At 65.1% G+C, this 26,889-nt stretch carries 25 protein-coding genes and 1 tRNA gene; 22 read left to right on the top strand and 4 right to left on the bottom strand.

Features of this window, described 5'->3' with window-relative positions; all coding sequences use genetic code 11:
- Positions 1-50 precede the first annotated feature (50 nt).
- Entirely contained in the window at positions 51-1,517 is a 1,467-nt protein-coding gene (locus D8Z78_RS10875; RefSeq protein ID WP_121630159.1) for an ABC transporter substrate-binding protein, read from the top strand.
- A gap of 252 nt (positions 1,518-1,769) precedes the next feature.
- Here the strand turns inward: D8Z78_RS10875 and D8Z78_RS10870 are convergent, their stop codons facing one another.
- Positions 1,770-2,777, bottom strand: coding sequence for a methyltransferase (locus D8Z78_RS10870; protein WP_121630326.1), 1,008 nt, complete (start codon positions 2,775-2,777; stop codon positions 1,770-1,772).
- A 147-nt stretch (positions 2,778-2,924) separates the two neighbouring features.
- Between D8Z78_RS10870 and D8Z78_RS10865 the strand changes: the two genes are divergently transcribed.
- From D8Z78_RS10865 to D8Z78_RS10825, 9 genes are all read left to right on the top strand, one after another.
- Positions 2,925-4,265 carry a hypothetical protein gene (locus tag D8Z78_RS10865; RefSeq protein ID WP_121630158.1) on the top strand — a complete coding sequence of 447 codons (1,341 nt, stop codon included), beginning with the start codon at positions 2,925-2,927 and terminating at the stop codon, positions 4,263-4,265.
- Positions 4,262-5,143, top strand: a complete 882-nt coding sequence (locus D8Z78_RS10860; RefSeq protein WP_121630157.1) for an alpha/beta fold hydrolase — start codon at positions 4,262-4,264, stop codon at positions 5,141-5,143. Before D8Z78_RS10865 ends, D8Z78_RS10860 begins: the two co-directional genes overlap by 4 nt.
- 59 nt (positions 5,144-5,202) lie before the next feature.
- Positions 5,203-6,141: an ABC transporter permease gene (locus D8Z78_RS10855; protein ID WP_121630156.1), complete on the top strand. Its 939-nt coding sequence runs from the start codon at positions 5,203-5,205 to the stop codon at positions 6,139-6,141.
- Positions 6,138-6,953, top strand: coding sequence for an ABC transporter permease (locus D8Z78_RS10850; RefSeq protein ID WP_121630155.1), 816 nt, complete (start codon positions 6,138-6,140; stop codon positions 6,951-6,953). Before D8Z78_RS10855 ends, D8Z78_RS10850 begins: the two co-directional genes overlap by 4 nt.
- Entirely contained in the window at positions 6,950-8,602 is a 1,653-nt protein-coding gene (locus tag D8Z78_RS10845) for an ABC transporter ATP-binding protein (protein ID WP_121630154.1), read from the top strand. The genes D8Z78_RS10850 and D8Z78_RS10845 overlap by 4 nt, the downstream gene beginning before the upstream one ends.
- Positions 8,592-10,028 (top strand): aldehyde dehydrogenase family protein, encoded by a 1,437-nt coding sequence (locus tag D8Z78_RS10840; RefSeq protein WP_121630153.1) that lies wholly within the window; start codon positions 8,592-8,594, stop codon positions 10,026-10,028. Before D8Z78_RS10845 ends, D8Z78_RS10840 begins: the two co-directional genes overlap by 11 nt.
- 18 nt (positions 10,029-10,046) lie before the next feature.
- On the top strand, positions 10,047-10,790 hold the full coding sequence (locus D8Z78_RS10835) for an SDR family oxidoreductase (protein ID WP_121630152.1): 744 nt from the start codon (positions 10,047-10,049) through the stop codon (positions 10,788-10,790).
- Positions 10,791-10,859: 69 nt separating this feature from the next.
- On the top strand, positions 10,860-11,861 hold the full coding sequence (locus D8Z78_RS10830) for a P1 family peptidase (RefSeq protein ID WP_121630151.1): 1,002 nt from the start codon (positions 10,860-10,862) through the stop codon (positions 11,859-11,861).
- Between the two features lie 51 nt (positions 11,862-11,912).
- Positions 11,913-12,491 carry an Isoquinoline 1-oxidoreductase subunit gene (locus D8Z78_RS10825; protein ID WP_121630150.1) on the top strand — a complete coding sequence of 193 codons (579 nt, stop codon included), beginning with the start codon at positions 11,913-11,915 and terminating at the stop codon, positions 12,489-12,491.
- Here D8Z78_RS10825 and D8Z78_RS10820 read toward each other — a convergent pair.
- Positions 12,488-13,273: an SseB family protein gene (locus tag D8Z78_RS10820; RefSeq protein ID WP_121630149.1), complete on the bottom strand. Its 786-nt coding sequence runs from the start codon at positions 13,271-13,273 to the stop codon at positions 12,488-12,490. The two genes, D8Z78_RS10825 and D8Z78_RS10820, sit on opposite strands and share 4 nt — an antisense overlap.
- Positions 13,270-13,845, bottom strand: a complete 576-nt coding sequence (locus D8Z78_RS10815) for a uracil-DNA glycosylase family protein (RefSeq protein ID WP_121630148.1) — start codon at positions 13,843-13,845, stop codon at positions 13,270-13,272. The genes D8Z78_RS10820 and D8Z78_RS10815 overlap by 4 nt, the downstream gene beginning before the upstream one ends.
- Before the next feature lie 245 nt (positions 13,846-14,090).
- Here D8Z78_RS10815 and D8Z78_RS10810 point away from each other — a divergent pair, with 245 nt between their 5' ends.
- From D8Z78_RS10810 to D8Z78_RS10775, 9 genes are all read left to right on the top strand, one after another.
- Positions 14,091-14,750 (top strand): ABC transporter ATP-binding protein, encoded by a 660-nt coding sequence (locus D8Z78_RS10810; protein WP_121630147.1) that lies wholly within the window; start codon positions 14,091-14,093, stop codon positions 14,748-14,750.
- Complete coding sequence (locus D8Z78_RS10805) at positions 14,728-16,488, top strand: KpsE/RkpR family capsule polysaccharide export protein (protein ID WP_121630146.1); 1,761 nt, start codon at positions 14,728-14,730, stop codon at positions 16,486-16,488. The genes D8Z78_RS10810 and D8Z78_RS10805 overlap by 23 nt, the downstream gene beginning before the upstream one ends.
- Before the next feature lie 62 nt (positions 16,489-16,550).
- On the top strand, positions 16,551-16,967 hold the full coding sequence (locus tag D8Z78_RS10800; protein ID WP_121630145.1) for a hypothetical protein: 417 nt from the start codon (positions 16,551-16,553) through the stop codon (positions 16,965-16,967).
- Positions 16,968-17,053: 86 nt separating this feature from the next.
- Positions 17,054-17,143, top strand: a tRNA-Ser gene (locus tag D8Z78_RS10795).
- A 611-nt stretch (positions 17,144-17,754) separates the two neighbouring features.
- Complete coding sequence (locus D8Z78_RS10790) at positions 17,755-18,159, top strand: hypothetical protein (RefSeq protein ID WP_128910767.1); 405 nt, start codon at positions 17,755-17,757, stop codon at positions 18,157-18,159.
- A gap of 319 nt (positions 18,160-18,478) precedes the next feature.
- Complete coding sequence (locus D8Z78_RS24595) at positions 18,479-20,311, top strand: hypothetical protein (protein WP_164932945.1); 1,833 nt, start codon at positions 18,479-18,481, stop codon at positions 20,309-20,311.
- A gap of 2 nt (positions 20,312-20,313) precedes the next feature.
- Positions 20,314-20,877: an RNA polymerase sigma factor gene (locus D8Z78_RS10785; RefSeq protein WP_206169673.1), complete on the top strand. Its 564-nt coding sequence runs from the start codon at positions 20,314-20,316 to the stop codon at positions 20,875-20,877.
- Positions 20,874-21,458 carry an anti-sigma factor gene (locus tag D8Z78_RS10780; protein WP_121630142.1) on the top strand — a complete coding sequence of 195 codons (585 nt, stop codon included), beginning with the start codon at positions 20,874-20,876 and terminating at the stop codon, positions 21,456-21,458. The genes D8Z78_RS10785 and D8Z78_RS10780 overlap by 4 nt, the downstream gene beginning before the upstream one ends.
- On the top strand, positions 21,455-23,011 hold the full coding sequence (locus D8Z78_RS10775; protein ID WP_121630141.1) for a S8 family serine peptidase: 1,557 nt from the start codon (positions 21,455-21,457) through the stop codon (positions 23,009-23,011). Before D8Z78_RS10780 ends, D8Z78_RS10775 begins: the two co-directional genes overlap by 4 nt.
- A gap of 13 nt (positions 23,012-23,024) precedes the next feature.
- Here the strand turns inward: D8Z78_RS10775 and D8Z78_RS10770 are convergent, their stop codons facing one another.
- Positions 23,025-23,960, bottom strand: a complete 936-nt coding sequence (locus D8Z78_RS10770) for a LysR family transcriptional regulator (RefSeq protein ID WP_240672088.1) — start codon at positions 23,958-23,960, stop codon at positions 23,025-23,027.
- Positions 23,961-24,065: 105 nt separating this feature from the next.
- Here D8Z78_RS10770 and D8Z78_RS10765 point away from each other — a divergent pair, with 105 nt between their 5' ends.
- The 3 genes from D8Z78_RS10765 to dctP are packed head-to-tail and all read left to right on the top strand — an operon-like array spanning position 24,066 to position 26,887.
- Positions 24,066-24,536, top strand: a complete 471-nt coding sequence (locus D8Z78_RS10765; protein WP_121630139.1) for a TRAP transporter small permease — start codon at positions 24,066-24,068, stop codon at positions 24,534-24,536.
- Entirely contained in the window at positions 24,533-25,843 is a 1,311-nt protein-coding gene (locus D8Z78_RS10760; RefSeq protein ID WP_121630138.1) for a TRAP transporter large permease, read from the top strand. Before D8Z78_RS10765 ends, D8Z78_RS10760 begins: the two co-directional genes overlap by 4 nt.
- 45 nt (positions 25,844-25,888) lie before the next feature.
- Complete coding sequence (gene dctP, locus D8Z78_RS10755) at positions 25,889-26,887, top strand: TRAP transporter substrate-binding protein DctP (protein WP_121630137.1); 999 nt, start codon at positions 25,889-25,891, stop codon at positions 26,885-26,887.
- The last annotated feature ends 2 nt before the right edge of the window (positions 26,888-26,889 follow it).

The raw sequence follows: 26,889 nt of genomic DNA, 5'->3' as shown, positions 1-26,889 counted from the left end.
GACTACGCCCAAGCGGGCAGAACAGCCCGCACCTGACTGGGAGACCTTGCATGACCCGCCTCACCCTTGCCGCGCTGCTGCTGTCCTCGACCGCCGCCTTTGCGCAACAGACCGACCTGACCATCGCGCTGCAACTGGAACCGCCGCATCTGGACCCGACCAGCGCCGCCGCCGGGGCCATCGACAGCGTGCTGTATACCAACGTTTTCGAGGGCCTGACCAAGTTCACGGAAACCGGCGCGGTCGTGCCCGGTCTGGCCCGCGAATGGGAGATTTCCGAGGACGGGCTGACCTATACCTTCCATTTGGCCGAGGGTGTGACCTTCCATGACGGCACGACGATGGATGCCGAGGATGTGGTGTTTTCGCTGAACCGTGCCCGTGCCGAGGACAGCCAGAACGCGCAAAAGGCGCTGTTTGCCTCGATTGCCAGCGTCGAGGCCACCGACCCCCAGACCGTCACCGTTACGCTCAGCCAACCCGACGGGGCCTTCCTGTTCAACATGGCCTGGGGCGATGCGGTGATCGTCGCGCCCGAGAGCATCGAGAATATCAAGCAACAGCCCATCGGCACCGGCCCGTTCAAGTTCGATCAATGGACGCAGGGCGACAGCATCCATCTGGTCGCCAACGACGCCTATTGGGGTGACAAGCCCGCCCTGACCGAGGCGACGTTCAAGTTCATTTCCGACCCGACCGCCGCCTTTGCCGCGATGATGGCGCAGGATATCGACGCCTTCGCAGGCTTCCCCGCGCCGGAAAACCTGCCGCAATTCGAGGCCGATCCGCGCTTCACGGTGCTGGTGGGCTCGACCGAGGGCGAGACCATTCTGGCGATGAACAATCAGCAGCCGCCCTTTGACAACGTCAAGGTGCGCGAGGCGGTGGCCCATGCGATCAACCGTCAGGACATCATCGACGGGGCGATGTTCGGCCTTGGCACGCCCATCGGCACCCATTTCGCGCCGCACAACCCGGATTATGTCGACCTGACCGATATGTCCGATTTCGACCCCGAGAAGTCCAAGGCGCTGCTGGCCGAGGCGGGCTTTGCCGATGGCTTCACCACCACGCTGAAACTGCCACCGCCCTCCTATGCGCGCCGCGGGGGCGAGATCATCGCCGCGCAACTGCGCGCCGTGGGCATCCAGACCGAGATCACCAATCTGGAATGGGCGCAATGGCTGGAGGAAGTGTTTCGTGGCAAGGATTTCGGCCTGACCATCGTCAGCCATACCGAACCCGCCGACATCAACATCTATGCCCGGCCGGATTACTATTTCCAGTATGACAATGCCGAATTCCAGTCGCTGATCGACACGCTGGGCGCAACGGCAGAGCCTGCGGAACGGTCGAGCCTGCTGAAACAGGCACAAGAGATCATCGCCAAGGATTACGTCAACGGCTACCTGTTCCAGCTGGCCTTCCCGACGGTGGCCGATGCCCGGCTCGAAGGCCTGTGGGTCAACGCGCCGACACAGGCGACCGACCTGACTGGCGTGCGCTGGACAGACTGATCCACGGAATGGTCCTCTGACGCGCGCCCGTTGAGCGATAGACGGGCGCGCAAAGCCAATAGGCTGATCAGGACACGGCGCGACAAAGTCGCTCGGTCCCCCTGCTTCTTTGGTCTACAAATACCTTGGGGGTCTGGGGGCAAAGCCCCCAGCCGGTCGCCTGAGCGTTAGCGAGGGCGAAACCCGGACATGTCCGCAGAACCACCCGTCCGTCATTCGAAATCCCGGGTCTGGCACCGCGCCTTTGACGCACTACCGCACGCCCAACGCCAGCTTTGTCATGCCCGGGATCAGCGGCGTCACCTCGACATCCCCAAAGCCCGCGCCCCCCATCGCCCCCGCCAGCCACGCATCGTCCAAAGACCGCGCCTCGGGCGTGAAGGCCGTATGCTGCAATTGCCAAAGCGCCGTGTTCTTCGGCCCGGTCAGGTCCGCATCGACGATGAAATCGTGGATCAGCACCCGCCCGCCCGGGGTCAGCCGGTTATACGCCTTGGTCAGCAGGCCCTCATGCGTGTGATCCGGCACTCCGCTGAACAGGTAGCTCATCAGGATCGCATCCATGCCTTCGGGCCACTCGGCCTCCAACGCGTTGCCGTGTTGATAGGTGATCCGCCCCGACAGGCCCGCATCGGCGACATAGGCTTCGCCCAGACGCGCCACGTTGGGGAAGTCGATCACTGTGACATGCAGGTCAGGAAAGGCCTTGCACAGCGTGATCGCAAAGGCCCCCGTGCCGCCGCCCACATCCAGCAGGCTGCGCGCGCCGGACAAGTCGATCCGCTTGGCCAGCCCCCGCGCGGGCCCCAAGGACCCGGCATGCTGGCTTTCGGAATAAAGCCGCGCTTCGTCCGGATCGGAAAACCAGTCCGCGTAGGACGCGGTCTCGTCCTCGGTCAGCTCGCCCGGCAGCGCCTTTTCGATCTGGTCCATCAAGGGATACATCTGCCGCCCGACCTGCAAACGCAGATAGTCGCCGAAATCGTACTTGGCCCCCTTGACCAGAAACGCCTCGGCCGCCGGAGAATTGGCAAAGCCCTCCTCCACGGCCTCGGTCAGTCCCAAGGCGGTCAAGGCGCTCATCAAGGTGCGCAGACGTTCACGCGGGAGGCCTGTCCGCGCGGCCAGCGTGCCCAGCCGCAATGGCCCCTCGCCCAGCGCCGAGAACACGCCGAATTCCAACGCGGCGAACAGCGCCTTCGACCCCATATAGCCAAAAGCGATGTCCGAGATTTCTTCTGCTTCGGTCAAAACCGTCATCAGATCCTCCAAATGCGACATCCTTAAGCTAGCACCCGCCACCCCGTCTGCAATCCAGTAGCGGGGTTCGGGGCGAATCCCGCCCAATTGGCACAAGACCTTGTTCGAAATTCATGCATACTGCCCGCGAAACGAACCGGAGGTCCCATGCGCCTGCTTGCCGCTTTGCTTTGCCTTCTGGCGTCCCCGATGCAGGCCGCCAGCCTGTCGCCCGGCGGGGACGAGACGATGGGCTGCACCGTCACCCTGAGCGGGCAGATCGACCGGGGAGACAGCGACCGGCTGTACGATTACCTCACGGATAACGGTCTTGGCCAAGGCGAAACCCAAGCGAGGCTGTGCCTCGACAGTCCCGGCGGGTCCTATATCGACGGGGTGCGGATGGGCAGTCTGCTGACTCAATACGGCATCGGAACCGCCATCCCGGCTGGCGCGCGCTGCGAAAGCGCCTGTGCGATCGCCTTCATGGGCGGGGCTTGGACCGGCGAAGAGGGGGCCTTTGTCCCGGATCGCACCATGCATCCCCGCGCAAGGCTGGGGTTTCACGCGCCCAGCCTGACCGTGGCCGATCGCAGCTATACCAAGGCCGAGATCGACACCGCCTATGGCATCGCCCTGATCGCCGTCTCCGAACTGATGCAGTTGCGCATCGACACGCAATTCGACTTTGCCGACGCGCTGATGCTGGAGATGCTGGCCACCCCGCCGCAATCGCTGCGCCATATCGAAACGGCGGTGGATGCGGCACAATGGAACATCGCCGTCTGGCCTTTGGCCTTGCCGGACGCCGCGGCCAAGACGCTGACCGAGATCGCCTGCCACAATGGCGCGGCGCAGATCTGGGACAACGGCCAAGGTGCGCTTCAGACCTTGCCGCAGGATTTCGTCAACGAGATGCGCAGCGAATACGGGACGCTGTCGCTGACCACCGTCTACGCCTATGCCGACAATGCCGCGCGCTGCCGCGTGCGGCTGTCGCCGGGCTGGGCCGGGCTGCACCGGATCGGCGACGTGTCCTTTCCCGATTTCGAGGACGGGCAGCGCGCCGACCTGCACACGATCATGTTGTACCCGCCAGAAACGCTGATCGCCGATCTGGCCCCCGCCGAGGTGCCGTTCGAGGCGATCCCCGTCCTGTTCACCACCGAGGTCATGTCCGCGCTGTCCTGTACCTTTCCCGATGACCGCGCCTTTATCGGCAACGTCAATGAATTCGTGAACATGCGCGCGGCCCCTAGCTTTGGCGCCGAAGTCATCCGCGAGGTCGGCAAGGGTGAGGTGGTCGACATCCTCGCCCCCTCGACGCCCCGTATCGAGCCCCCGGATGCCAGCGCCCGCGCGCGCTGCGAACAGGCCTGTGCCGAGCCCACATCGCCCGAGGCGCAACTGGTGCTTCAGCAATGCATCGACGACAACGCACTCTGGCACGAGGTCCGCACCACCGGCGGCACCGGCTGGATCTCGCGCCGCTTCCTGACGCGCCCATGATTGCCGGTTTCACATCGGGCCGCGCCGCGCCGAACGGAGTTGGGATCGCCTATGAGACGGGCGGCAGCGGCCCGCCCGTGCTGCTGTTGCACGGCTTTCCGCAGACCCGCGCCATGTGGGCGGCGATTGCGCCCGCGCTGGCGCAGGACTTCACCATGGTGGCCGCCGACCTGCGTGGCTATGGCGACAGCGGAAAACCTTCGGGCGTGGAGAATTACAGCTTTCGGGAGATGGCCGCCGACATGGTCGCTTTGATGCGCGATCTGGGGCATGACCGGTTCCACCTTGTCGGGCATGACCGCGGCGGGCGCACCGCGCACCGGCTGGCTCTGGACCATCCTCAGGCAGTCCAAAGCCTGACCGTGATGGACATCGTCCCCACCCACCTCTTGCTGACTGAGCTGACCCACGAGGTCGCCAAGGCCTATTACCACTGGTTCTTCCTCGCCCAGCCCGCCCCCTTTCCCGAACGGCTGATCGGCTCCGACCCCGACATGTTCTACGAAAGCTGCCTGCTCGGCTGGGGCGCGGCCAAGCTGTCGGATTTCGACCCCGACCAGCTGGCCGCCTACAGGCGGGCTTGGCACGACAAGGACACGATTCGCGCCATGTGCGACGATTACCGCGCCGCGATCCTGATCGACATCCAACACGACGCGGCCTCTCTCGGGCAACAGGTCCAGTGCCCCGCTCTGGTGATGTACGGGGCAGACGGCGCCATGGCGCGAGCCTATGACGTGCCCGCCACATGGGCCGAGCGCCTCTCGGACATGACCCATGCGGCGATCCCGGGCGGGCATTTCTTCCCCGACCAGTCACCGCAGGACACCACCGCAGCACTACGGGGCTTCCTCGGCGCGCAAGCCCCCATCGGATAGACCGGGGCCGGGCCCCGGCCCCTCTGGACCCCGTCGAAAATCCCCCCTAGCGTCACCCCATGCTGGGCTATCTGACCAAACGCCTGATCTCCCTGACCCTCAGCTTGGCCGTCGCCTCGCTGGTGATCTTCGCCGTGGTCGAAATCGCCCCCGGCGATCCCGCCGCCTACATGCTGGGCATCAACGCGCAACCCGACACACTCGCCGCGCTGCGCAGCGAACTGGGCCTCGACCAGCCCAAGGCCCAACGCTACCTGTCGTGGGTCACTGGCATGCTGACCGGCGATTTTGGCACCTCCTACACCTATCGCGCGCCCGTCGCCCAAATGATCGCCGAGCGCCTGTGGATATCGCTGCCCCTCGCGCTCTACGCGCTCGCGCTGGCGGCGCTGATCGCCTTTCCCGCCGGGATACTCGCCGCAGCCCGGCGCGGGCGCCCGGCCGATCTCGCGGTCATGGCCGGCACCCAACTGGGCGTCGCGATCCCGAATTTCTGGTTCGCCATGCTGCTTGTCCTGCTCTTCGCCATCAAGCTGCGCGTCATGCCCTCGGGGGGCTTCCCCGGCTGGGACGAGCCGCTTGATGCCTTGAAATCCCTCACCCTTCCGGCGGTGGCCCTTGCCCTGCCCCAAGCCGCCATCCTCGCCCGCATCCTGCGCTCGTCGCTGATCGACGCGCTGGGTGAGGATTACATCCGCACCGCCCGCGCCAAGGGCCTGACCCGCTGGCAAGCCCTGCGCCGCCACGGGTTGCGCAACGCGCTGATCCCGGTGCTGACGATCCTCGGGCTGCAATTCTCCTTCCTGCTGGCGGGGGCGATCATCATCGAGCAGGTGTTTTACCTGCCCGGTCTCGGGCGGCTAATCTTTCAGGCCATCTCGCAACGCGACCTGATCGTCGTGGAATCGGTCGTCATGCTCTTGGTCTTCGCCGTGATCGTGGTGAACTTCCTTACCGATCTCGCCTATGCCGCCGTCGACCCGAGGCTGCGCCGATGAAGCCCACCCTGCTCCTCGGCGCGGCCCTGACCGCGCTGTTCCTCGCCGCCGCCGCGCTGTCCTTCCTCTGGACCCCGGGCGATGTGCAGGCGATGAACATCGCCGGACGGCTGCAACCGCCGGGCCTGGACACCCTGCTGGGCACCGACCATTTCGGGCGCGATATCCTCAGCATGCTCATGGTCGGCGCGCGCACCTCGATCGCCGTGGCGCTGGTCGCCGTTGGGATCGGCGCAGGGCTTGGCGTGCCCTTGGGCCTGACCGCTGCCGCAACGCGCGGCTCGCTGCTGGACGAGACGATTTCGCGCGCGAATGACCTCGTCTTCGCCTTCCCCAGCCTTGTCATCGCGATCCTGATCACCGCCATTTTCGGCCCCTCCGCGCTGAACGCGATCCTCGCCATCGGCATCTTCAACATTCCCGTCTTCGCCCGCCTGTCGCGCGGCGCAGCCCTAAGCCTCTGGAAACGCGACTTCATCCTCGCCGCCCGGGTCGCGGGCAAGTCCCGCACCCGCATCAGCGCCGAACACATATTGCCCAACATCCTCAACCTGTTGATCGTCCAAGGCACCATCCAGTTCTCGCTCGGGATCCTCGCCGAAGCAGGCCTGTCCTATGTCGGCCTCGGCGCCCAGCCGCCCACCCCTAGCTGGGGCCGCATGCTGGCGGATGCGCAAACCATGGTCGCCATCGCGCCGCATGTCGCCCTGATCCCGGGCGCGACCATCGTGCTCATGGTGCTCGGGCTCAACCTGCTTGGCGACGGCCTGCGCGACCATCTCGATCCCCGCCTGAAGGTGCTCAGAACATGACCCCTGCTTCTTCTGGCCTGAAATACCGCGGGGGGTCAGGGGGGCAGCGCCCCCCGGCGGGTCGTCCCGGCGCAGCCGGGGCGAAACCCATCCTCACCATCGAAGACCTCACGCTCCACATTTACGACACCGAGATTCTCAAACCGATCTCTCTGCACATCAACGCCGGCGAAATCCTTGCGCTGGTCGGCGAAAGCGGCTCGGGCAAGTCCATGACGGCGCTGGCCACGATGGGCCTGCTGCCTTCGGGCAGTCAGACCACAGGTCGTATACATCTTGTCGACAAGGACCTTCTGGCGCTGAACGAAGCACAACTCTGCCAAATCCGGGGCGGCCGGATCGGCATGATCTTTCAGGAACCGATGACGGCGCTAAACCCTTTGCATACAATTGGTGCACAGATTGCCGAGGTCATTCGCATTCACGATCCCCAAGCCGATGCGCAGGCGCAGACCGTCCAAGCGCTGCACAAGGTCGGGCTGGATGTGCCGCCCCACCGCTATCCGCATGAACTCTCGGGCGGCCAGCGCCAGCGCGTCGTGATCGCCATGGCCATCGCTTGCGGCCCAGAATTGCTGATCGCCGACGAACCGACGACCGCGCTGGACGTCACCACGCAGGCGCAGATTCTCGACCTGCTCAAGGACCTCGTGCGAGAAGAGGGCATGGCGCTGTTGATGATCACCCACGACCTCGCCGTGGTCAGCCAGATGGCCGACCGGATCGCGGTCATGAAACAGGGCGGAATCGTCGAAAGCGCGGACACCGAAACCTTGTTTGCGACGATGAAGCACCCCTATACCCGCGCCCTCTTCGACGCCACGCGGCATCGCGCCGACCTGCCCGAAACACCCGCCAGCCAACCCTTGCTGCGCGTCGAGGGTGTCACCCGCAGCTATCCTCTGCCCCGCCCTCATCCCTTCGCCAAACGTCCGCACTTCACCGCCGTGAACGATGTCTCGTTCACCCTGAACGAAGGCGAACGCCTTGGTTTGGTTGGAGAATCCGGCTGCGGCAAAAGCACCCTGACCCGCGCGATCCTTGGCCTCGACCCGATCCAGTCGGGCGAGATCACGCTGGACGGCGTGCCGGTCACCCACCCGGACTCGCGCCGCCACATGCAGGTCGTCTTTCAGGACCCTTACGGCAGCTTCAATCCGCGTCACCGCGTCAGCCGCCTGATCACCGAGCCGTTCCACCTGCTGCCCGACCCGCCCAAGGGGGCCGAGTGCGACCGCGCCATAGATCAGGCCCTGATCGATGTCGGCCTGAAGCCCGAAGACAAGCACCGCCACATCCACGCCTTTTCCGGTGGCCAGCGCCAGCGCCTTGCCATCGCGCGCGCCTTGATCATCCGCCCACGCTTGATCCTGTTCGACGAGGCGGTGAGCGCGCTGGATGTTCGGGTTCGGGCGCAAATCCTTGATCTCATGGCAGAATTGGCGCGTGAATACCGCCTGACCTGGCTGTTCATCAGCCACGACCTGTCCGTCGTGCGCGGCATCACCGACCGCGTCCTTGTCATGCAGAATGGCCGGATCGTCGAGGATGGCCCCACGGAACAGGTCTTTGACCACCCTCGACACCCCTACACGGCGCAGTTGATCGCAGCCGCGCCACACCTGCCGGAGACCACAGATGTTGCCTGACCTGCCTTTTGACCCCGCCCATATCCTGATCGGCGGCGCGTGGCGCGCGACCGCCGACACCCTGCCGCTGGGCAATCCCTCCACCGGAGAGACGCTGACCCGGATCGCGCGCGGCACCGCCGCCGATATCGATGCAGGTATACAAGCTGCACACAAAGCATTGAACGGCGACTGGGGGCGCATGACGGCGGTCGAGCGCGGGCGCATCCTGTCCCGCCTGTCCACGTTGGTCCTGCAGCATGTCGACACATTGTCGACACTTGAGGCGCTCGACGTTGGCAAGCCCCTGTCTCAAGCCCGTGCCGATGCCGTCGCGCTGGCACGCTACTGCGAATTCTATGGCGGCGCGGCGGACAAAATCCATGGCGAGACCATCCCCTATCTCGATGGATACACGGTGTATACCTTACGCGAGGCGCATGGCGTCACCGGCCATATCGTGCCGTGGAACTACCCGATGCAGATCATCGGGAGGTCTGTCGGGGCGGCGCTGACCATGGGCAATGCCTGTGTCCTCAAACCCGCCGAAGAGGCCTGTCTGACCGCGCTCTACTTTGCCCATCTCGCCCAAGAAGCCGGTCTACCCGATGGTGCCCTGAACGTCATACCCGGTCTGGGGGCCGAGGCGGGCGCGGCGCTGTCCGGGCATCCCGGCCTCCAGCATCTCAGCTTTACCGGCTCGGTCGCGACCGGTGCTGCCGTGCAGATCGCCGCCGGGGCGAATGTGGTGCCAGTCACGCTGGAACTGGGGGGGAAGTCGCCGCAACTGGTCTTTGACGATGCCGATCTGGACGCCGCCTTGCCGTTTCTGGTCAATGCGGGGCTTCAGAACGCGGGCCAGACCTGCTCTGCCTCCTCGCGTATCCTCGTGCAGCGCGGCGTCTATGACGAGGTCGCCCGCCGGATGGGCGCCGCCTATCGCGCCAAGCGCATGGGGGCGGCGCTAGGCGACCCGGATATCGGCCCGCTGATCAGCGCGACTCAGAAAGCGCGCGTCGTCGATTTCCTGAACCAAGGCAAGGACTTGGAGATCATCGCGCAGACCGACACCCCGCAAAGCCCCGGCCATTTCGTGCCCGCCACCCTGTTCGGCAATGTCCCGCCCGACCACCCTTTGGCGCAGCAGGAAATCTTTGGCCCGGTGCAATGCCTGATCCCCTTCGACACCGAGGACGAGGCGTTGCAAATCGCCAACGGCACCGAATACGGTCTTGTCGCCAGCGTCTGGACCCGCGACGGCGCGCGGCAGATGCGGCTGGCGCGCAAGCTGCGTTCGGGTCAGGTGTTCGTGAACAATTACGGCGCGGGCGGCGGGGTTGAGCTGCCCTTTGGCGGCACCGGCAAGTCCGGGCATGGGCGCGAAAAGGGCTTCGAGGCGCTGTACGGCTTTTCCACGCTGAAAACCGTCGCCGCCTATCACGGCTGACTGACAGGGAGGAAGACCATGAGATTGCAGGGAAAACGCGCGATTGTCACCGGCGCGGGCTCGGGCTTTGGCGCAGGCATCGCGCGGCGCTTCATGGCGGAGGGGGCGCAGGTCCTGCTGGCCGATCTGAACCATGACGCCGCGCTCAGCATCGTCGAGGCGACCGGCAACGGCGTGGCCTTTCGCGCCGATGTTTCGAAGGCAAGCGATATCGACATGATGATCGCCGAGGCGCAGGAGCAGTTCGGCGGCATCGACATTCTGGTGAACAATGCCGGCTGCACCCACCTGCCCGCCTATATGGAGGACGTGACCGAGGAGGATTTCGACCGGGTCTTTGCCGTCAATTGCAAGTCGATCTACCTTGCCGCGCGAACCTTGGTGCCGATCCTCAAGGATCAGGGCGCGGGCGCGATCCTGAACGTGTCGTCCACGGCGGGCCTGTCGCCGCGCCCCAAGCTGAACTGGTACAATTCCTCCAAGGGCTGGGTGAACACGGCGACCAAGGCGATGGCGGTCGAACTGGCCCCGTTTGGCATCCGCGTCAACGCGATCAACCCGGTGGCCGGGGAAACACCGCTGCTGAAAAGCTTTATGGGTGAAGACACACCCGAGATGCGGGCCAAATTCCTGTCGACCATCCCGCTGGGTCGCTTTTCCACGCCCGAGGACATGGCCAACGCGGCGCTTTATCTATGCTCGGACGAGGCCAGCATGGTGACCGGCGTCTGCATGGAAGTTGATGGCGGTCGCTGTATCTAGCGACGACGCCTGTAGCCATGCTTGAGCACTTGATGTGCACCGATTGTATCCGATACGAAAGGCCCCCCGATGCGCCCCGGACCGCTGAACCTCATCACCGATATTCCCGGCCTTTACGTGGGCCAGTCGCAGGACGACCAGATCAAGACCGGGGTGACGGTGCTGACCGCCGATCAACCCTTTGTCGCGTCGGTCGCGGTGCATGGCGGCGCGCCGGGCACGCGGGAAACCGACCTGCTGGCGCCGGACAAGTCCGCGCCGGGCGTCGATGCGCTTGTGCTGTCGGGCGGCAGCGCGTTTGGACTGGCGGCGGCGCAGGGGGTTATGGATGCGCTGCATGCGCAGGGCCGGGGCTTTCCGGTGTTCTCGGCACGGGTGCCGATCGTGCCTGCGGCAATCCTGTTCGACTTGTTGAACGGCGGGAACAAGGATTGGAAATCCAATCCCTACCCGGTGCTGGGCGCACGGGCGCTAGCGGCGGCAGGGCAAGCGTTTGCGCTTGGTTCGGCGGGCGCAGGCACCGGCGCGCAGACGGCGCAGCACAAGGGCGGGCTGGGCTCGGCCTCACTGGTCTTGCCCGATGGCAGCACGGTGGGCGCCTTGGTGGCGGCGAACCCGATGGGCTCCGTGACCACCGCCTCGGGGCGGCATTTCCACGCCGCGCCCTATGAGGTGGGGGGCGAGTTCGGCGCGTTGGGCGTCGATCCCGTCCCGTCGATCCAGATGCGCCCCAGCCGACGGGTGACCGCGATGGCGCAGCAGGGCAACACGACGATTGCCATCGTCGCCACCGATGCGGCGCTGGACAAGGCGCAGTGTCACCGGCTGGCGGTCGCCGCCCATGACGGCATCGCCCGCGCTATCCTGCCCGCGCACAGCCCGATGGATGGCGATCTGGTCTTTGCCGCGTCGACCGGCGCGCGTATGGTCGAGGACCCGAGCCAATTGGCGCTGCTGGGCCATGCGGCCAGCCTGTGCCTTTCGCGCGCTATCGCCCGCGCGATCTGGGAGGCGACCCCGGCGCAGGGCGACACGCTGCCGACCCTGCGGCAGGATCTTGGCGTGGCGTGAACCAATCCCGCTCCGGCGCGTTGACCCCGTGTCAACCGACCGGAGCCCGAAATGCGCATAGCCCTGATCCTTGCCCTGACTGCCGGGCCCCTCGCCGCCGAAACGCTGCGCGGCCCCGACGCCTTTGCCGATATCGCGGACGAGACGGAACGCTCTGCCGCGATATTCGAGGAGATGGCCAAGGTCCTGACCCATCCGCGCTGCCTGAATTGCCACCCCGTGGGGGACCGACCCACGCAGGGCGACGAGATGACCCCGCACATGCCGCCCATCACCCGCGGCCCCGAGAACGAAGGTCCGGCGGGCCTGCACTGCACCGCCTGCCACGGCGAGGCGAACCGCGATTTCGTAGGCTATCCGGGCAGTTTGCCCGGACATGACCCATGGCACCTCGCGCCGGTGTCGATGGGGTGGCAGGGGCTTGCGGTTGGCGAAATCTGCGCGCAGTTGAAGGATCCCGCCCGCAACGGGAACCGCGATCTGGAGGCCCTGCACGAGCACAACGCCACCGACGGGCTGGTCGGTTGGGGGTGGGAGCCGGGCACCGGGCGCACGCCCGCGCCTGGCAGCCAAGAGATCTTCGGCGCCCTGACCCGCGCCTGGATCGACAGCGGCGCGGCCTGCCCCTAGCGCAGTTTCGGCGGCGCGTCCGGGTCCATGCCGGGCGCGAGAGGCCGGTATTCGCGCGGCGCCTCCGGTTCCGGCAGGTCAAAGCGCAACGCCACGCGCGCCAGTTCCGCCGCCAGCGGGTCGTCGTCGCGGATGAACGTCACGTCGAGCGCCCCCGCCTCGAGACCGGAAAACACCAGCGCCTCGTTGATCGCCCCGGCCAGCGCCGCCTCGGCGCCGGGCAAGGCCCCGGTCACGCCCAGCAGATGCCCGCGCCCGCCGCCTTCGTAGACGACCTGCGCCAGATAGGCCTTGCGCGCCAGTCCGGCTGCGGTAGCCAGCTTTGCGTCCAACGCGGTCACCAATGCTTCGGGGATGCGGGGGGGCAAGACCTGCTCGGGGCGCGCCTCGGCCTGCTGGGGCGCATGTCCGAGGGTTTCGGCCAGCCATGCCATGGCCTCGGCCGGCAGCAATTGCGCCGACGGCGCGACCTCGATATTCAGCGCCAGCCCGATCCGCTGCCCGGCCAGCATCCCCGCCAGCGCGCGCCCCGACAGGGCGACATAGGGAACAGGACGACCGGCAAAGGCCGACAGCCGTTCCTCCAGATCGAAGGCAAGGACAAAGGACTGGTCCTCGACCTCGAACACCTCCGGGTCGATGCGGTCCTCTTCCGCCTCGCGGGTCAGCATGAGAAACAGCTCGGCCCCCGCCAATCGGTCATAGAACCGCAGCCGCGCCGCGTCGTCGCCAGGGGCGGCGTCCATCGCGGCAAAAGCCTTGTCCAAAGCGGTCTGGGTCATCTCATCACCTCGGCGACACGGGCGCGGAGCGCAGGCACCAGCTCGGCCTCGAACCACGGATTGCGTTTGAGCCAAGCCGTATTGCGCCAGGACGGATGCGGCAAGGGCAGGATGCCGGGCAGATAGTCGCGCCAGCGGGCGACGGTGTCGGTGACGTTGCGGGTCTTCAGGTGCCACGACTGCGCATGCCCCCCGACCAGCAGGGTCAAAGGCACGGGCCCGAGCGCGTCAAGCAGCGGCGCGCGCCATGTCCGCGCGCAGATCGGCGGCGGCGGCAGGTCCGACCCCTTGCGATAGCCCGGAAAGCAGAAGGCCATCGGCACGATGGCAACGCGGGTCACGTCATAAAAGGTCTCTCGGTCGATCCCCAGCCAGTCCCGCAGGCGGTCACCCGAGGGATCGTCAAAGGGTAGACCCGACTGGTGCACGCGCATCCCCGGCGCCTGCCCAGCGACCATCAGGCGCGCGCCGGGCTGCGCGCGCAGCACCGGACGGGGGGCGTGGCGCGTCTCGGTCGCGGCGAAGCGGTCGGCGCACAGGCGGCAGGCGCGGATATCCTCGGCGATCTTCATGCCCCTTACCTGCCCGGTGGCCCGGAATTTTCAAGACATGCCCCGCCATTTCGACAAATTGCGAGACGGTCTTGCCGGACCGGCGGCAGGCTCACACACGGTCACTGTTTCGCGAACGCGAAACGATGTTCTGTCAAGTTGTCTTTGTTGCCGTCAAAGGCCATAATATGAACAAATTCCACGCGTAGACAGGCACCATCCCCGCTGACGCGTGGGGTGGTGTGGGCAGTTTCGGGGCAACCCAGATGTTGGAATTCGACATGGTCAGCAAGTCCTTCTGGACGGGGACACAGCGCAAGGTCATCCTTGATCGCGTGTCCTTTCGCGTTGATCTGGGGGAATCTCTGGGCATCCTCGCGCCGAACGGCACCGGCAAGACGACCCTGATCCGCATGATGGCGGGGCTTGAGAAACCCGATGAGGGCGAGATTCGGCGCGGCTGCCGCATTTCCTTTCCCTTGGGGTTCATGGGCGGTGTCGTGTCCAAGATTTCGGCCAAGGAAAACGCCCGCTTCATCGCGCGGCTCTATGGCCTCGACCCCGATTACGTCGACAGTTTCTGCCGTTGGCTATGTGATCTGAAGGAATATTACGACCAGCCGCTTGGCACCTACTCGACCGGGATGCGCGCCCGGTTTACCTTTGCGCTGATGCTGGCCTTGGATTTCGACATGTACCTGATCGACGAGGGCATGCCGAACTCGACGGATGTCGAATTCAACAAGAAGGCGGGCGACCTGCTGGCCGAGCGCCTGCGCACCACCACCATCGTGATCGTGTCCCACCAGCCCAAGACGCTGGAAAAATTCGCGAAAAAGGCGGCCGTCCTGATGGATGGCAAGCTGCATATGTTTGAAACCTTGGAAGAAGCGAAACAGCTCTATGACTACGAAACCCAAGGCTAAGAAATTTCGCATACGCCGTCCGTCCGACGAGCAGCCCGCCGAAAGCCTGACGCCGCGGCTCGATCAGGCGCGCGCCCCCCAGTCTGCGCCCGCCCAAAAGCCGCGCCCGGTGCCGCCCCCGCCCACGAACGCCGCACGCGCGCCCGCGCCGGAACAGCCCCCGCGGCCCCGCCCTGCGCCGCCCCCCGAACATTCCGCGGCGGCCCGAACGGCCCCGCCGCAGCCGCAACAGCAGCAACAGCAGCCCCAGCCGCAACCGCAGGCGGCCCGGGCCGGACAGGTCGACAGCGCAAGGCAGGTCTCTGCCGAGACCGATATGGACGCGATCAAGCAAGAGGGCCTGACCGGGCGCCAATTGCGCATGGCGCGCCGCGTTGCCCAGAAACACGGGCTTGCGCCCACCTCGGATTTCGACGCGGTCCGCCTGCTGCGCGCCCGCGGCATCGACCCCTTCCAGCGCACCAACATGCTGGAACTGGTCCGCCCCGAGCAAAAGCAGCCCGCGACCACCGAACCCCGGATGCAGTTGCCGCAGACCGTCGAGGTCAAGAAGGAAACCCTGCCCTCGACGCAGATGGCCTCGCCCGCCGAACGGCGCGCCGCCGAAATCCTCAAGATTCAAAAGGAACTGGCCTCGCGCCGCCGCAAGAAGATGGCGCTGCTGATGGTGCGGCTGGCCTTCTTCGTGCTGCTGCCGACCATCGTCGCGGGCTATTACTACTACGCCGTCGCCACGCCGATGTATTCGACCAAGTCGGAATTCCTGATCCTGAAGGCCGAAAGCTCGGCCGGGTCCATGGGCTCGCTGTTTTCCGGCACGCAGTTCGCCACCAATCAGGATGCGATCGCGGTTCAGAACTACCTGATTTCCAAACCCGCCATGCTGCGGCTGGATCAGGATGTCGGCTTCAAGGAGCATTATACACAGGACTGGATCGACCCGATCCAACGCCTGACCGAGAACCCGACAAACGAAGAGGCCTACAAGACCTACAAGCGCAATATCGAGATCGGCTATGACCCGACCGAAGGCGTGATCCGCATGGAAATCATGGCCGCCGACCCGCAGGTCGCCGCGAATTTCGCCCAGGCGCTGATCGGCTATGCCGAGGAAATGGTCGACAACCTCTCGGCCCGCAAGCGCGCCACCGCCGTACGTGACGCCGAAGCCGATCTGGAGAATGCGACCCAAGCCCGCTATGACGCGCAGGAACGGCTGGTGCGCATGCAACAAGAGGGCAATATCGTCGACCCCGAAGGCAAGATCGCCGCCCTGCGCGCCCAAATCAACACCTACGAGTTGCAGCTTCAGGAAAAATCCCTGCAATTGCAGGCCCTTCTGGATAACCCGCGCCCCAATTCGGCCAAGGTCGACGGGGCCCGTGGCGACATCCGCCGCCTCGAAGCGCTGCTGGCCGACCTGAACGGTCAGATGACCCAGGCCACGGTGGGCGAGGATTCACTGGCCGAAAAGGCGGTGCAGATCAAACTCGCCGAGGCCGACCTCGCCACCCGCGACCTGATGCTGCAAACCGCGCTGGAGCGTGTCGAACAGGCCCGCCGCGACGCCGACACGCAGGCGCGCTACCTGACCACCTCGGTCGAGCCGGTCGCCTCCGAGGACGCCGCCTATCCGCGCAAGTTCGAAAACACGATCCTCGCCTTCCTAATCTTCGGTGGCATCTACCTGATGATTTCGCTCACCGCCTCGATCCTGCGCGAGCAGGTCGCAAGCTGACCCGGTGCGCATCCGAAGCCCCAATCGGCCTCGGATGCGCGCCCAACCGTGACGGCCCGCGCATGCCCCTGACCTACCGTATCCTGCCAGCCAAGGGCTTGGTCTACGTGAAATATACCGGCCTCGTGACACCGACCGAGACCGCGCGGGTCTTTGCCGAATACGCCTCGCATCCCGACCGACGCCCCGGCCAGAAGCAACTGGTGGACCTGTCAGCCGTCACAGGTGTCGCGGCGGATTACCCCGACATCATGGCGATGCAGGCCCGCAAGGCCCAAACCTTCCTCGAAGGACCGGTCCCCGTGCTGATTGCCTATCACGCGCCCACGCAACCGGGCTGGCGCATGTCGGCGATGATCCTGAAATCCTGGGAAGGCCTGCCGGGTCTCGTCGCCCGCGTCTTTCACGACGAAGAGGCGGCGCTGGATTTTCTTGGTTTGCGCGAACGGAGTTTCGCGGCCTTATTGCAGACGGCATAGGGCCGCAGTCCGCCCCGCACTTTCTGTTCATCGTCGCGCGAAAAGCTGCTTGCATCCCGGTATGACAGTTTGCTAAACGCGGCCTCGGAGAGGTGGCCGAGTGGTCGAAGGCGCACGCCTGGAAAGTGTGTAGGCGGGGAACCGTCTCGAGGGTTCGAATCCCTTCCTCTCCGCCATTACCCTTTGATTTCACGATGCAATTGGCGGGTTTCGGTTCAACGCCCACCATAGCCCTGCCTGTCAGGTCTGTCGCTCGGCTCATGGCCGCAACATTGGCGTCTCCCTCCCCGTTTCGTCATAATCTCCGGACCGGCCCAAAAGCGGAAGCTGTCCATGCCGGTTTGAAGGATGTGGCGGCGGTCGAGGCGCATCGTGACGACCACTGCCCCGCAGCGTTGAAAATTTTCTGAAAGTTTTGAACCGGCAGCCCACTGCGCGCGACATACACCTGAAGCCATGTTCCAAATATGTACATCCCCATGTGCGAGTAACCGTGTTTTGGCTTCATGTAGTTGAGTGACGAGTTTCCTTGCAAAAGGAACTGTTTGGTCGGCCAGGGCCCTGCATATCCCATGATCGGGGTTCTGGCCGATGGCTTGGAAGTCATGGTCAAACCGGAGGCATGGTCCGTCATAAATCGCTTTTCGAAAAGGTGCCGTGACATTTCCACGGCTTTGCAAGGCCGACGCGCGGCAGACCAATGGCGGCGGCCTTCTGAAATGGCGCTTCCGGTCGTTGATAACGGAGTGAGTACGACAAGATGAGGGGTATCGCGCCATGTTGGCGCTTGCAGGAAAGGAACGATGCCGTGGGCGGCCTGTCGATCCGGCGGGACGATGCCTCCATTCAGGTCGTGTCGCGCCGTTTCCCGGAGCTTTGCATCCGGATTTCGACGCGCGGACAACGGGACACGATGCGGTTTCTGGAACTGTCCGTGGCCCATGGCAAGGTGCCCTTGGCGTTCGAGGCGCTCCATCTGGTCGACCGCCACGGGTACAAGCCCATCCGCGACGGCAAGATCGTCGTCGAAGGGACCAAACGCATCAGCGATCCGCAGGAGGACGTCCAACGCCATGATCGCATCACCGACATGCTGAAGGCGTTTCTCAAGCAAAAGGGATTGCATGCGCGGGACGCCTTTCTGCACCCCAATCGGGGGACGCTGGACACGGTCATCCTGATCGGACGCTAGGTCGATGTCCCAAGCCAGAGCCACGGTCGATTCGTTCCAACACACTCACGGAACACCGGTTCGGATCAAAACGCGACGCGGCACAATCATGGGTAAGGGATGAGGCAGACCTGCAATCGTGACGTGACAGCGAACCGGCAATTTCAGTCATTCCGCTGTCGTTTGGACCGGTGGGGCGCTCCCAAACGACAGCGGAACCTGATAACAGGTCCCGGTTCGGGGACCGGGGGCACCAGACCCGTGCAGTTCGGTGGCAAAATCCAGTCGGCAGGCAGTTGGCGTTATGAATAGGTACGGGGTCGGTGTCGTCATTTTGTCGGTGAGCCACTGGGCCGCCCTGTGCCTTCCCACCGTGGCCGTCGCGCAGGGCGCCGATCGCTACCAATTGGGCGTTCTCGATACCGGGGAGATCGTCGATCTTCCCCTGGACGCTGTGATCGCGCCCACCCGCCTGCTGGTGCTGGTGGATGGGGTGGCGACGACGGCGCCGTTCGCGGTGGCCGGCAGGACCTTGTCGCTTCGACTGCCCGATGAGTTGCCCGGGGCCATACACCGGATCGTCGTCTACGAACTTGTGCCCGAAGGCCGGCGCTACATCGGCAACTGGGAGTTCGAGACAACCACGGGCGGCTGGAGCGTGATCGGCACGGTGATGACCGAAGCCGGCATCCGCGGCACGAAAGACCGCAGCGAGACCTACGCCTCCGGCGGCGGTCGACTGGATTTCGACCTGAACGAGGGGCGGCTGCGCGGCGGCTTGAGCTTTGCCATGGACGAGCGTCTGAACCCGGTGACCGGCGGGCGCATTTCGGTCGGCGACTGGTTCATCGAGGCGCGCTCGGCCTTGGTCGGCGAGACGATGAAGCTGCGGTTCGGGACGCATTATTTCGACAATGACAGCCAGTCTTTCGATCAGGGATCGCGGCGGGGCGTTTCGGCCCGGATCGGCGACCCCTCGGGCAACCACGAGACGACCGTCTTCGCGATACAGGCGACACAGGCCAGCGGGGCGGAAAACCTGCTTGGCCTCGCGGACGCGGACGACCGGCTGGGCGGCTTCATCTCGACCTTTCGCCCGGTCGAGGGCGCGTCGCTGCGCGTGACGCTGGCGGGGTATGGCGGCCGCGATACCGATCTGCCGAATGGCCGCGCGGGGGCGGTCAATGGGCGGGGCCTTGCCGTGTCGGGCGCGCTTGGCAGCCGGGGTGACTTCTTGTTCGCGGTGGATGGCAGCCGGTGGCACGATGGGCAGAACTGGCGGCAGGGCCATTCGTACAGCCTCGACACCAGTTTCGACATTGCGCCAGCCGGGCTGCCGGGCGGGTTGGTCTTTGACCTTGCCTATGCGCGCACCGATGCCGATTTCCACGCGCCCCTGAACCGCGACCTCTTTACCGGCGAGGAAACCCTGACATTGGGCCTGACCCGCCACGGTTGGGATTGGGAATGGTCCGGCGATGTCACGGTCGGACGGACGAATATCGGCGGCGCCCCTGCCCTGCCGGTGGATCGCCTGATGCGGCTGGGCATGGACGTGACCTATTCCCCCGACGTCTTCACCGGCGGCTTCCTCAACGGCACCAGCTTTTTCGCCGGGGTCGACATGTCCATGCAGGACCGGATCGAAACGCCCGCCGGGGCCGTGGCGCCCACCGACAACACCACCTACGGCCTGTATCTTGGCCTCAGCCGGTTGCAGCGCGACCAAAGCCTTGCGCTGCTTTATACCCATGACAGGTTCGAGGATCGCACCGGCGCGCGGCAACACCACCGCATCCATGGTCTGGAGACCGTCCTGACCTATTCCCCCAGGGATTGGCTGGAAACGTCTTTCGCCTCGAAGATCGAACTGACCGACGGCCCTGCGGGTCGCGTGTGGACGGCGCGGGGCACGGGCGCCACGCGAATTGACCTGATCGCGGACCGGCTCGCCTTCGATTTCGAATTCGGCGTCGAGACGTCGACCGACCCGGCCGCCGCCGAGGGTGGCTATCTCGGCAACGCCTTGTCATGGTCCCTGTCAGACAGCCACAGGCTGGTGCTGAGCGCGGATTACGGCAGCGGCAGCAAGCAGCATGGCCTAATTGGCGAGGATGGCTGGATTTTCGGCCTCGCGCTGCGGTCCGATTTCGACATCGCGAGGTATCGGTGAGCATGCCCCGCCCGGACAAGGACCTGCGCGCGCTGCTGGCCGCCATCGGACAGCAGGACAAATCGGCCTACACGGCGCTGTATTCCGAACTGGAACGGCCCTTGTTCAGATTCATCAACCTGAAACTGAACGATCCCTTCCAGTCCGCCGACATACTTCACGATGTATTTCTGCACATCTGGCGAAATGCAGCTCAGTTCGAGGGTCGTTCGACCGTCAAGTCCTGGGTTTTCGGGATCGCCTATCGAAAGGTCATGGACGTGTTTCGGCGACAAGCGCGCACAGATTTGGTCGGGGACGTGCCCGAACAGCGGGACGATGCCCCCAATGCCGAAGCCTGTCTTGCCGCCGTGGAAGAGGCCGAACATGTGCGGCTGTGCCTCGAAGGCTTGAAGCCGCAGCAGCGCATGGCGGTCGAACTCGCCTTCTACGAGGACATGGCCTATCGCGAGATCGCGAAGGTGATGGACATCCCCGAAGGAACGGTCAAGACGCGGGTCTTTCACGCGAAACAGCTTCTCATGCATTGCCTCGAAGGGCGGCTGAGGATGGGAGTGAAGCGATGACACAGCCAATCGATGCCAAGGATATCGAGGCGCTCTTGCCGTTCTACGTGAACGGCACGCTCGATGATGACGAGCGTGAAACGGTTCGGCTGGCGCTGGAGCACGATCCCGCGCTGGACCGCGAGCGCGCGGCGCTGGCCGCCCTGCGGGACCGGATGCAGTCCGAGGCACCCGCCTTTTCGCCCGGTGCGTTCGGGCTGGCGCGGCTGATGCGCGACATCGAAACGCCGCCCCGACCGGCGCGGGCCAGAGCCCATGCCTATTGGATCGGGTCCGGTCTGGCGGCGGTCGTCGTGGCGGCGGCGATCCTCGTTGCGCAGATGGACCGCCCGCAGACGGAACTGTACGAACAGGCCTCCGGCGGCAATGGCGCGGGTGCGCTGATCGTGGCCTTCCGCCCGGATGCGCGGCAGGGGGCGATCGATGACCTCCTGTTGCAGCACGGCCTGTCGATCGTCGAAGGGCCGTCGGCGCTGGGGCTCTATCGCCTGACCTCTGGCGCGGGGGACGATCTGGACCAACTGATCGACCGCCTCGGATCGGCAAGCGACTTGGTCGAAAGCGTCGAAAGGGTGCAATGAAACAGATCGCCACGGTCCTCATGGCCGCCCTCGTCGCACTGTGCCTCGCCCAGATGGCGCAGGCACAGGGGCGCAACTGCCTTCTGCCCGGCGACACCGTCGAGGTGCCGACGCCGGGATACCTGCGCAATGCCACGCCGAACATCAAGGTCCGCACCGAAGGCGGCCTTGTTTCGGTGACGCTGCTTTCCTTTACCGTCAGCCGGATGCAAATCAGGCTGCCGTCTGTCGGGCTGCCCTACAACGAGCCGATCAAGTTCGTGCACGTGGAATCGAACGGACGGGAAAAGGTCGTGGCCAATGCCCGGATGTGCGCCGATCCGGCTGCCGGTACGGGCGACGGCGGAGGGGGCGGTGGCGGCACGCCGGGGACGGCCCCCGGCCAACAAGGCGACCAGACGGCGCCGGGGGCAAACGCCGCGCCGGGCGCACAGCTTCGCCAAGGGCTTTTGTCCCGCCGTGGGCCGGTAACGATCGACCAGGCCACCCGAAACGACGTCGCCGCGCCCAGCGGCGCGCCCGAATACCTGCTCGTCGGTTCGGCCCGTGACATATCGGCTGCGCAGGTCGTGCTGGCCCAGCGCGGCGTGGTGATCTTGCGCACTGTCAGCCTCGGGTCCCTGAACCTAGGCATGGTCGCGGTCGATCTGAACGGGCAGATCACACTCGCCCAAGTCCGCTCGCTTCTGGCGCAGCGCGGGATTTCCGCCACCGTCGACCGGCACGCGGTCTATGCCATGGCCGCAGGGCGGGTCTATGCCAACACGCTGGTCGGCCTGCCCGCGACCCAAGGCTGCAGCCTGACCCGACCGGTGCGGATCGGGTTGATCGACGGGCCGATCGAAAAGTCCAGTGACGCTCTGCGCAACGTTCCGATCTTCTCCAACTCCGTGCTTGGCACAGCCGAGCGCATAGGATCGGCGGATCATGCGACCGGAATCGCCGCGCTGATCGCCAGCCCGGGCGGGCCGGACACGCCGCCGGGCTTTGCCCCCGGCGCGCATCTGTATTCGGTCATCGCCTTTGCCCGGAACGGCGGTCGCGACGTCGCCCGGCTGGAAAACATCGCCAAGGCGCTGGACTGGCTGGTGTCCGAGCGGGTGGCGCTGGTGAACATGTCGCTGGCCGGGCGGTATAACGCCGCGCTGGAACATGTGATCGGCATGGCCGATGCCAAGGGCATCATCCTCGTCGCGGCGGCGGGAAACGACAGGCGGGCGGTGGCCTACCCGGCCTCCGATCCCCGGGTGATCGCCATCACCGCCGTCGACGCGGCACGGCGGCTGTATCGCAGTTCGAATTCCGGACCCGAGGTGGATTTCGCCGCGCCCGGCGTCGATGTGCTGGTGCCGTCACTGCGCGGCCCGGCGTATCGGTCGGGCACATCCTACGCGGCGGCGATCGCGGCGGGCGTGCTGGCCCGCGAACTGGCGCGCGGCCCGACAAGCCGCTCCGGCCTGATCGAGCGCCTGCGCGGCGGGGCCATCGACCTTGGGACGGCGGGCAAGGACGCGCTGTACGGCTGGGGGTTGATTCAGGCCACGGGCTGCTAGACCGGGCCAGCCGTCACGACAGGGCCTGCCCCATGACCTCCTGCATCTGTCCGACGGCCTGCTTGAGATCGGCGATGAAGGCGCGCGCGACCACCGACTGCGTGGCATAACCGGGCGTCAGGATCGAGACGCTGTTCGAGATCCGGGGGCGAAAGCGCCGGATCGCCAGACGCTGTTGCCCCTGCGCCAGATGCAACTGGCTGTAGGCCGTGATCATATCGCAGACCATCACGCACAAACCCGCCTCGACAAAGTGCAGACCGGGCAGAAAGGTCCGCAATTCCAGCCGCTTGTTGAAATGCCGCCCGGCCTCGCGAAAGGCGGCCTCGGTCTGGATCGCCGTTGGGTGATCGTCGAACAGCACCGCCATGGGTCGCCCGTCGAGATCCGCTGGCGTGACCAGATCGGCGCGGGCCAGCGGGTCGTCCTTCGGCAGGATGCAGACACATTCCAGATCATAATCCGCCTGCGTGATCGACGTCCGGGGCTGCGGCGTCTCCGAGAAGCCCACATCGAATTGCTGCGAGGCGATAAGGTCTTCGATGACGTCGGAGGACCGCATGATCAATGACGCCTCCAGCGCGTCGCGCCCCTCCAGAAACCGTGTCATCAGGCGGGGCAGAAAGACACTCGACGCTGCGGGATGGCAGGCGACCTGCAACTTTCCCGATTGCAGGGCGCTGATCCGGTCCAGCGCGCGTTCGGTCCGTTCCACCCGGTCGAGGATGTCCTCGCATTCCTCCAGAAAGAAACGCGCCTCGGGGGTCGGGGTCAGCTTGCCCTGCGTGCGCACGAACAGCGCAAGGCCAAGCTGCGCTTCGAGGGTTTGCACCATGGTCGACACCGCAGGCTGCGTGCGCCCGAGGGTCCGCGCAGCTTGGCTGATCGAACCGGATCGCATGACTTCGCGAAAGGTGGACAACTGCCGCAGGGAGAGATGCATAGTCATAACCTTGGTTTATGAAGTCACAGATATTATGAAATTGATTTTATGATGCTTGTCCAGTGTCATGCCCCACATCGCAACATCACGGCGCGACCGGGCGGGGGACAGATGGACAGATTCGCACAATACCTGTTGACGGCGCTGATCTGCATCGTGGCCCTTGGCCAGTTCGTGCAGGTGATCACGCGCTACGTCCTGCAAGTGCCCGTGATGGGGCTGGAAGAGACGATGCTCTATCCGACCCTGTGGCTGTATATCCTCGGTTCGGTCAACGCCTCGCGCGAGAACACGCATATCCGCGCCAACGTGCTGGAAATCTTCATCAAGACGGATCGCGGCCATACGATCCTTGCCATCGTGGGCGAGATCATCAGCCTGATCGTCGGGCTGTGGCTGCTGAGCTGGGCGTGGGATTACACCCGCTACGCGTGGCGGGTCTGGCGCGAAAGCCCGACGCTGTACATCCCGACCTTCTATTCCGACATCGCGCTGCTGACGGGGCTGGGCCTGATGATGGTCTACACCGCGTGGCACCTGACGCGCCACATCCGCGCCCTGCGCACGGGAGAGCAAGCATGATCGAGATCGCGCTGATCGCCATCGCCATTCTGGTCATCACCCTGACGCTGGGCGTGCCGCTGCCCTACTGCTTTGGCGCGGCGCTGATGGTGATGTATTTCGTCGGCGACGTGACGATGAAGGGCATGATGCTGTGGGGGTTCCAGCAGATGGGCAACCCGGTGCTGCTGGCCATCCCGCTGTTTGTCCTCGCCGGAACGATCATGTCCGAAAGCGGGATTGCCGCGTCCTTGCTGCGCTTCGTCAATGCGTTCATCGGCCATGTGCGCGGGGGCTTGGGCGTCGTGGCGGCGGTCAGCTGCGCGGTGATCGGGGCGATCTCCGGCTCTGGCCTGACCGGCATCGCCGCCATCGGGCCGCTGCTCATCCCCGAGATGGAAAAGCGCGGCTACCCGCGCGAATACGCCACCGCGCTGATCGCCAATTCCTCGATCCTTGGCCTGCTGATCCCGCCATCGGTGACGATGATCGTCTATGGCTGGGTGACCGATACCTCGATCCTCGCCTGCTTTCTGGCGACGCTCGGCCCCGGCCTTCTGATCATGGTGGCGTTTTCGATCATCAACCTTGTGATGTCGCGCAAGTTCAACCTGATCCTTGACGACAAGCCCAGCTTTTCCGAACTGTCGGGCGAGGTGGCCAAGCGCGGCATCCACGCCTTTCCGGCGCTGCTGATGCCGGTCATCATCCTTGGCGGCATCTATGGCGGGGTCATGACACCCACCGAGGCCGCCGCCGTGTCGGTGATCTACGCCATTCCCGTGGGCTTCCTGATCTACAAGGGCCTGCGGTGGGAGAACTTTCTCTTCGCTGGCAAAGAGGCGGCCACGGCGGTCGGCGCGATCATGATGATGATCCTGTTCTCGATGATCCTGAGCCAGATGTTCGTCTATGAAAGCATCCCGCAGCAGTTGGTGCAGGGCATCTTTGCCATCACCGAGAACAAGGTCCTGCTGCTGATCCTGATCAACATCCTGCTGTTTCTTGTGGGGATGGTGGTGAACGACGTGACCGCTATCATCCTGATTGCGCCCTTGCTGCTGCCGCTGATGCAGGCGATCGGGGTCAGCCCGGTGCAATTCGCCGCGATCATGGGTGTGAACACCGCCATGGGGGGCGTCACGCCGCCTTATGCCTCGATCCTGTATCTCGGCGCGCGGATCGGCAAGGTGAAGGTGACCAAGGTCATCCCCCCCGCGATGAAGCTGATCCTGTTCGGCTATGTGCCGGTGGTCTTCCTGACCTCGCTCTGGCCGGACCTGTCGCTCTTCCTGCCGCGCTTCTTTGGCTACGACGTGGCCCCCTGAACCCCTGCCCAACTGAAACCCCTGACAATACGGAGGAAAGACCCAATGAAACATGCATTCCTGACCACGGCTGCCGCCGCCCTGATAGCCCTTGGCAGCTACGCCGAGGCGCAAAACCTGAAAATGAGCCATGTGCGTCCGCAGGACGCCACCATCGACGTGGAATTGCGCGCCTTCGCCGAAAAGGTCGCCGAGGCCACCGGCGGTGACGTGTCGATCAACCTCTTCCCGGCCTCGGCCTTGGGCGACTATACCACGGTGCAGGAACGCATCAGCGTCGGCGCCATCGACATGGCCACCCAGCCTGCCGCCACCGCCGCCGACCGTCGCATGCAGATCAGCTCCTTCCCCTATCTGGCGGGCAACTGGGGTCAGGCCCGCGCGGTCTATGGCCCGGGCGGTGTCGTGCGCGAGGTCATGGCGGACCTGTATTCCGAGCAGGACATCACCATGCTGGCCGCCTACCCGGTCTATTTCGGCGGCATCGCGCTGAACGTCGAAAACAAGATGGCCGGCTCGGTCGAGCCCAACGGCATCAAGGTCCGCGTGCCGGGCATCAAGTCCTTCCAGCTGACCGGCGAGGCGCTGGGGTACATCCCGTCGCCGATCCCCTTCTCCGAGGCGTTCACCGCCGTGCAGACCGGGGTGGTCGACGGTGTCATCGGCTCGGGGGCCGAGGGCTATTACGCCTCGTTCCGCGACGTGACCAAGACCTACATCCCCGCCAACACCCATTTCGAGGTGTGGTACATGATCATCTCGAACGAAAGCCTCGCCGGGCTGTCGGACGAGGACCAAGCGGCGCTGCGCGAACAGGCCGCCGCGTTCGAGGCCACCCGCTGGGAGGTCGCCGAGGCCGATCAGGCGCGCAACGAACAGCGTCTGGTGGACGAGTTGGGCGCAACCGTCGTCAAGCTGAGCGACGAGGACCTCGCCGCGATGGCGGCCAAGGCGCGCGCCGATGTCTGGCCCGCCGTTCTGGAAGACGTGGGCGCCGATTGGGGGCAGGCGATCCTCGACAAAGTTGCGGCAAGCGCCAACTGATC

The sequence above is a fragment of the Tropicibacter alexandrii genome (assembly GCF_003667315.2).
GTDB lineage: Bacteria > Pseudomonadota > Alphaproteobacteria > Rhodobacterales > Rhodobacteraceae > Tropicibacter > Tropicibacter alexandrii.
The sequence above is the reverse complement of the archived record's forward strand: the minus strand, read 5'-3'. Positions and strand labels throughout refer to the sequence as shown.

Bases quoted from the DNA above. Each gene is read 5' to 3' on its own strand.
- D8Z78_RS10770 (WP_240672088.1), bottom strand. From the start codon at position 23,960: ATGACTATGCATCTCTCCCTGCGGCAGTTGTCCACCTTTCGCGAAGTC.
- D8Z78_RS10760 (WP_121630138.1), top strand. From the start codon at position 24,533: ATGATCGAGATCGCGCTGATCGCCATCGCCATTCTGGTCATCACCCTG.
- D8Z78_RS10830 (WP_121630151.1), top strand. From the start codon at position 10,860: ATGCGCCCCGGACCGCTGAACCTCATCACCGATATTCCCGGCCTTTAC.
- D8Z78_RS10845 (WP_121630154.1), top strand. From the start codon at position 6,950: ATGACCCCTGCTTCTTCTGGCCTGAAATACCGCGGGGGGTCAGGGGGG.
- D8Z78_RS10780 (WP_121630142.1), top strand. From the start codon at position 20,874: ATGACACAGCCAATCGATGCCAAGGATATCGAGGCGCTCTTGCCGTTC.
- D8Z78_RS10825 (WP_121630150.1), top strand. From the start codon at position 11,913: ATGCGCATAGCCCTGATCCTTGCCCTGACTGCCGGGCCCCTCGCCGCC.
- D8Z78_RS10785 (WP_206169673.1), top strand. From the start codon at position 20,314: ATGCCCCGCCCGGACAAGGACCTGCGCGCGCTGCTGGCCGCCATCGGA.
- D8Z78_RS10870 (WP_121630326.1), bottom strand. From the start codon at position 2,777: ATGACGGTTTTGACCGAAGCAGAAGAAATCTCGGACATCGCTTTTGGC.
- D8Z78_RS10835 (WP_121630152.1), top strand. From the start codon at position 10,047: ATGAGATTGCAGGGAAAACGCGCGATTGTCACCGGCGCGGGCTCGGGC.
- D8Z78_RS10775 (WP_121630141.1), top strand. From the start codon at position 21,455: ATGAAACAGATCGCCACGGTCCTCATGGCCGCCCTCGTCGCACTGTGC.
- D8Z78_RS10765 (WP_121630139.1), top strand. From the start codon at position 24,066: ATGGACAGATTCGCACAATACCTGTTGACGGCGCTGATCTGCATCGTG.
- D8Z78_RS10815 (WP_121630148.1), bottom strand. From the start codon at position 13,845: ATGAAGATCGCCGAGGATATCCGCGCCTGCCGCCTGTGCGCCGACCGC.
- D8Z78_RS10860 (WP_121630157.1), top strand. From the start codon at position 4,262: ATGATTGCCGGTTTCACATCGGGCCGCGCCGCGCCGAACGGAGTTGGG.
- D8Z78_RS10865 (WP_121630158.1), top strand. From the start codon at position 2,925: ATGCGCCTGCTTGCCGCTTTGCTTTGCCTTCTGGCGTCCCCGATGCAG.
- D8Z78_RS10810 (WP_121630147.1), top strand. From the start codon at position 14,091: ATGTTGGAATTCGACATGGTCAGCAAGTCCTTCTGGACGGGGACACAG.
- D8Z78_RS10820 (WP_121630149.1), bottom strand. From the start codon at position 13,273: ATGACCCAGACCGCTTTGGACAAGGCTTTTGCCGCGATGGACGCCGCC.
- D8Z78_RS10875 (WP_121630159.1), top strand. From the start codon at position 51: ATGACCCGCCTCACCCTTGCCGCGCTGCTGCTGTCCTCGACCGCCGCC.
- D8Z78_RS10800 (WP_121630145.1), top strand. From the start codon at position 16,551: ATGCCCCTGACCTACCGTATCCTGCCAGCCAAGGGCTTGGTCTACGTG.
- D8Z78_RS10805 (WP_121630146.1), top strand. From the start codon at position 14,728: ATGACTACGAAACCCAAGGCTAAGAAATTTCGCATACGCCGTCCGTCC.
- D8Z78_RS10840 (WP_121630153.1), top strand. From the start codon at position 8,592: ATGTTGCCTGACCTGCCTTTTGACCCCGCCCATATCCTGATCGGCGGC.
- D8Z78_RS10850 (WP_121630155.1), top strand. From the start codon at position 6,138: ATGAAGCCCACCCTGCTCCTCGGCGCGGCCCTGACCGCGCTGTTCCTC.
- dctP (WP_121630137.1), top strand. From the start codon at position 25,889: ATGAAACATGCATTCCTGACCACGGCTGCCGCCGCCCTGATAGCCCTT.
- D8Z78_RS10855 (WP_121630156.1), top strand. From the start codon at position 5,203: ATGCTGGGCTATCTGACCAAACGCCTGATCTCCCTGACCCTCAGCTTG.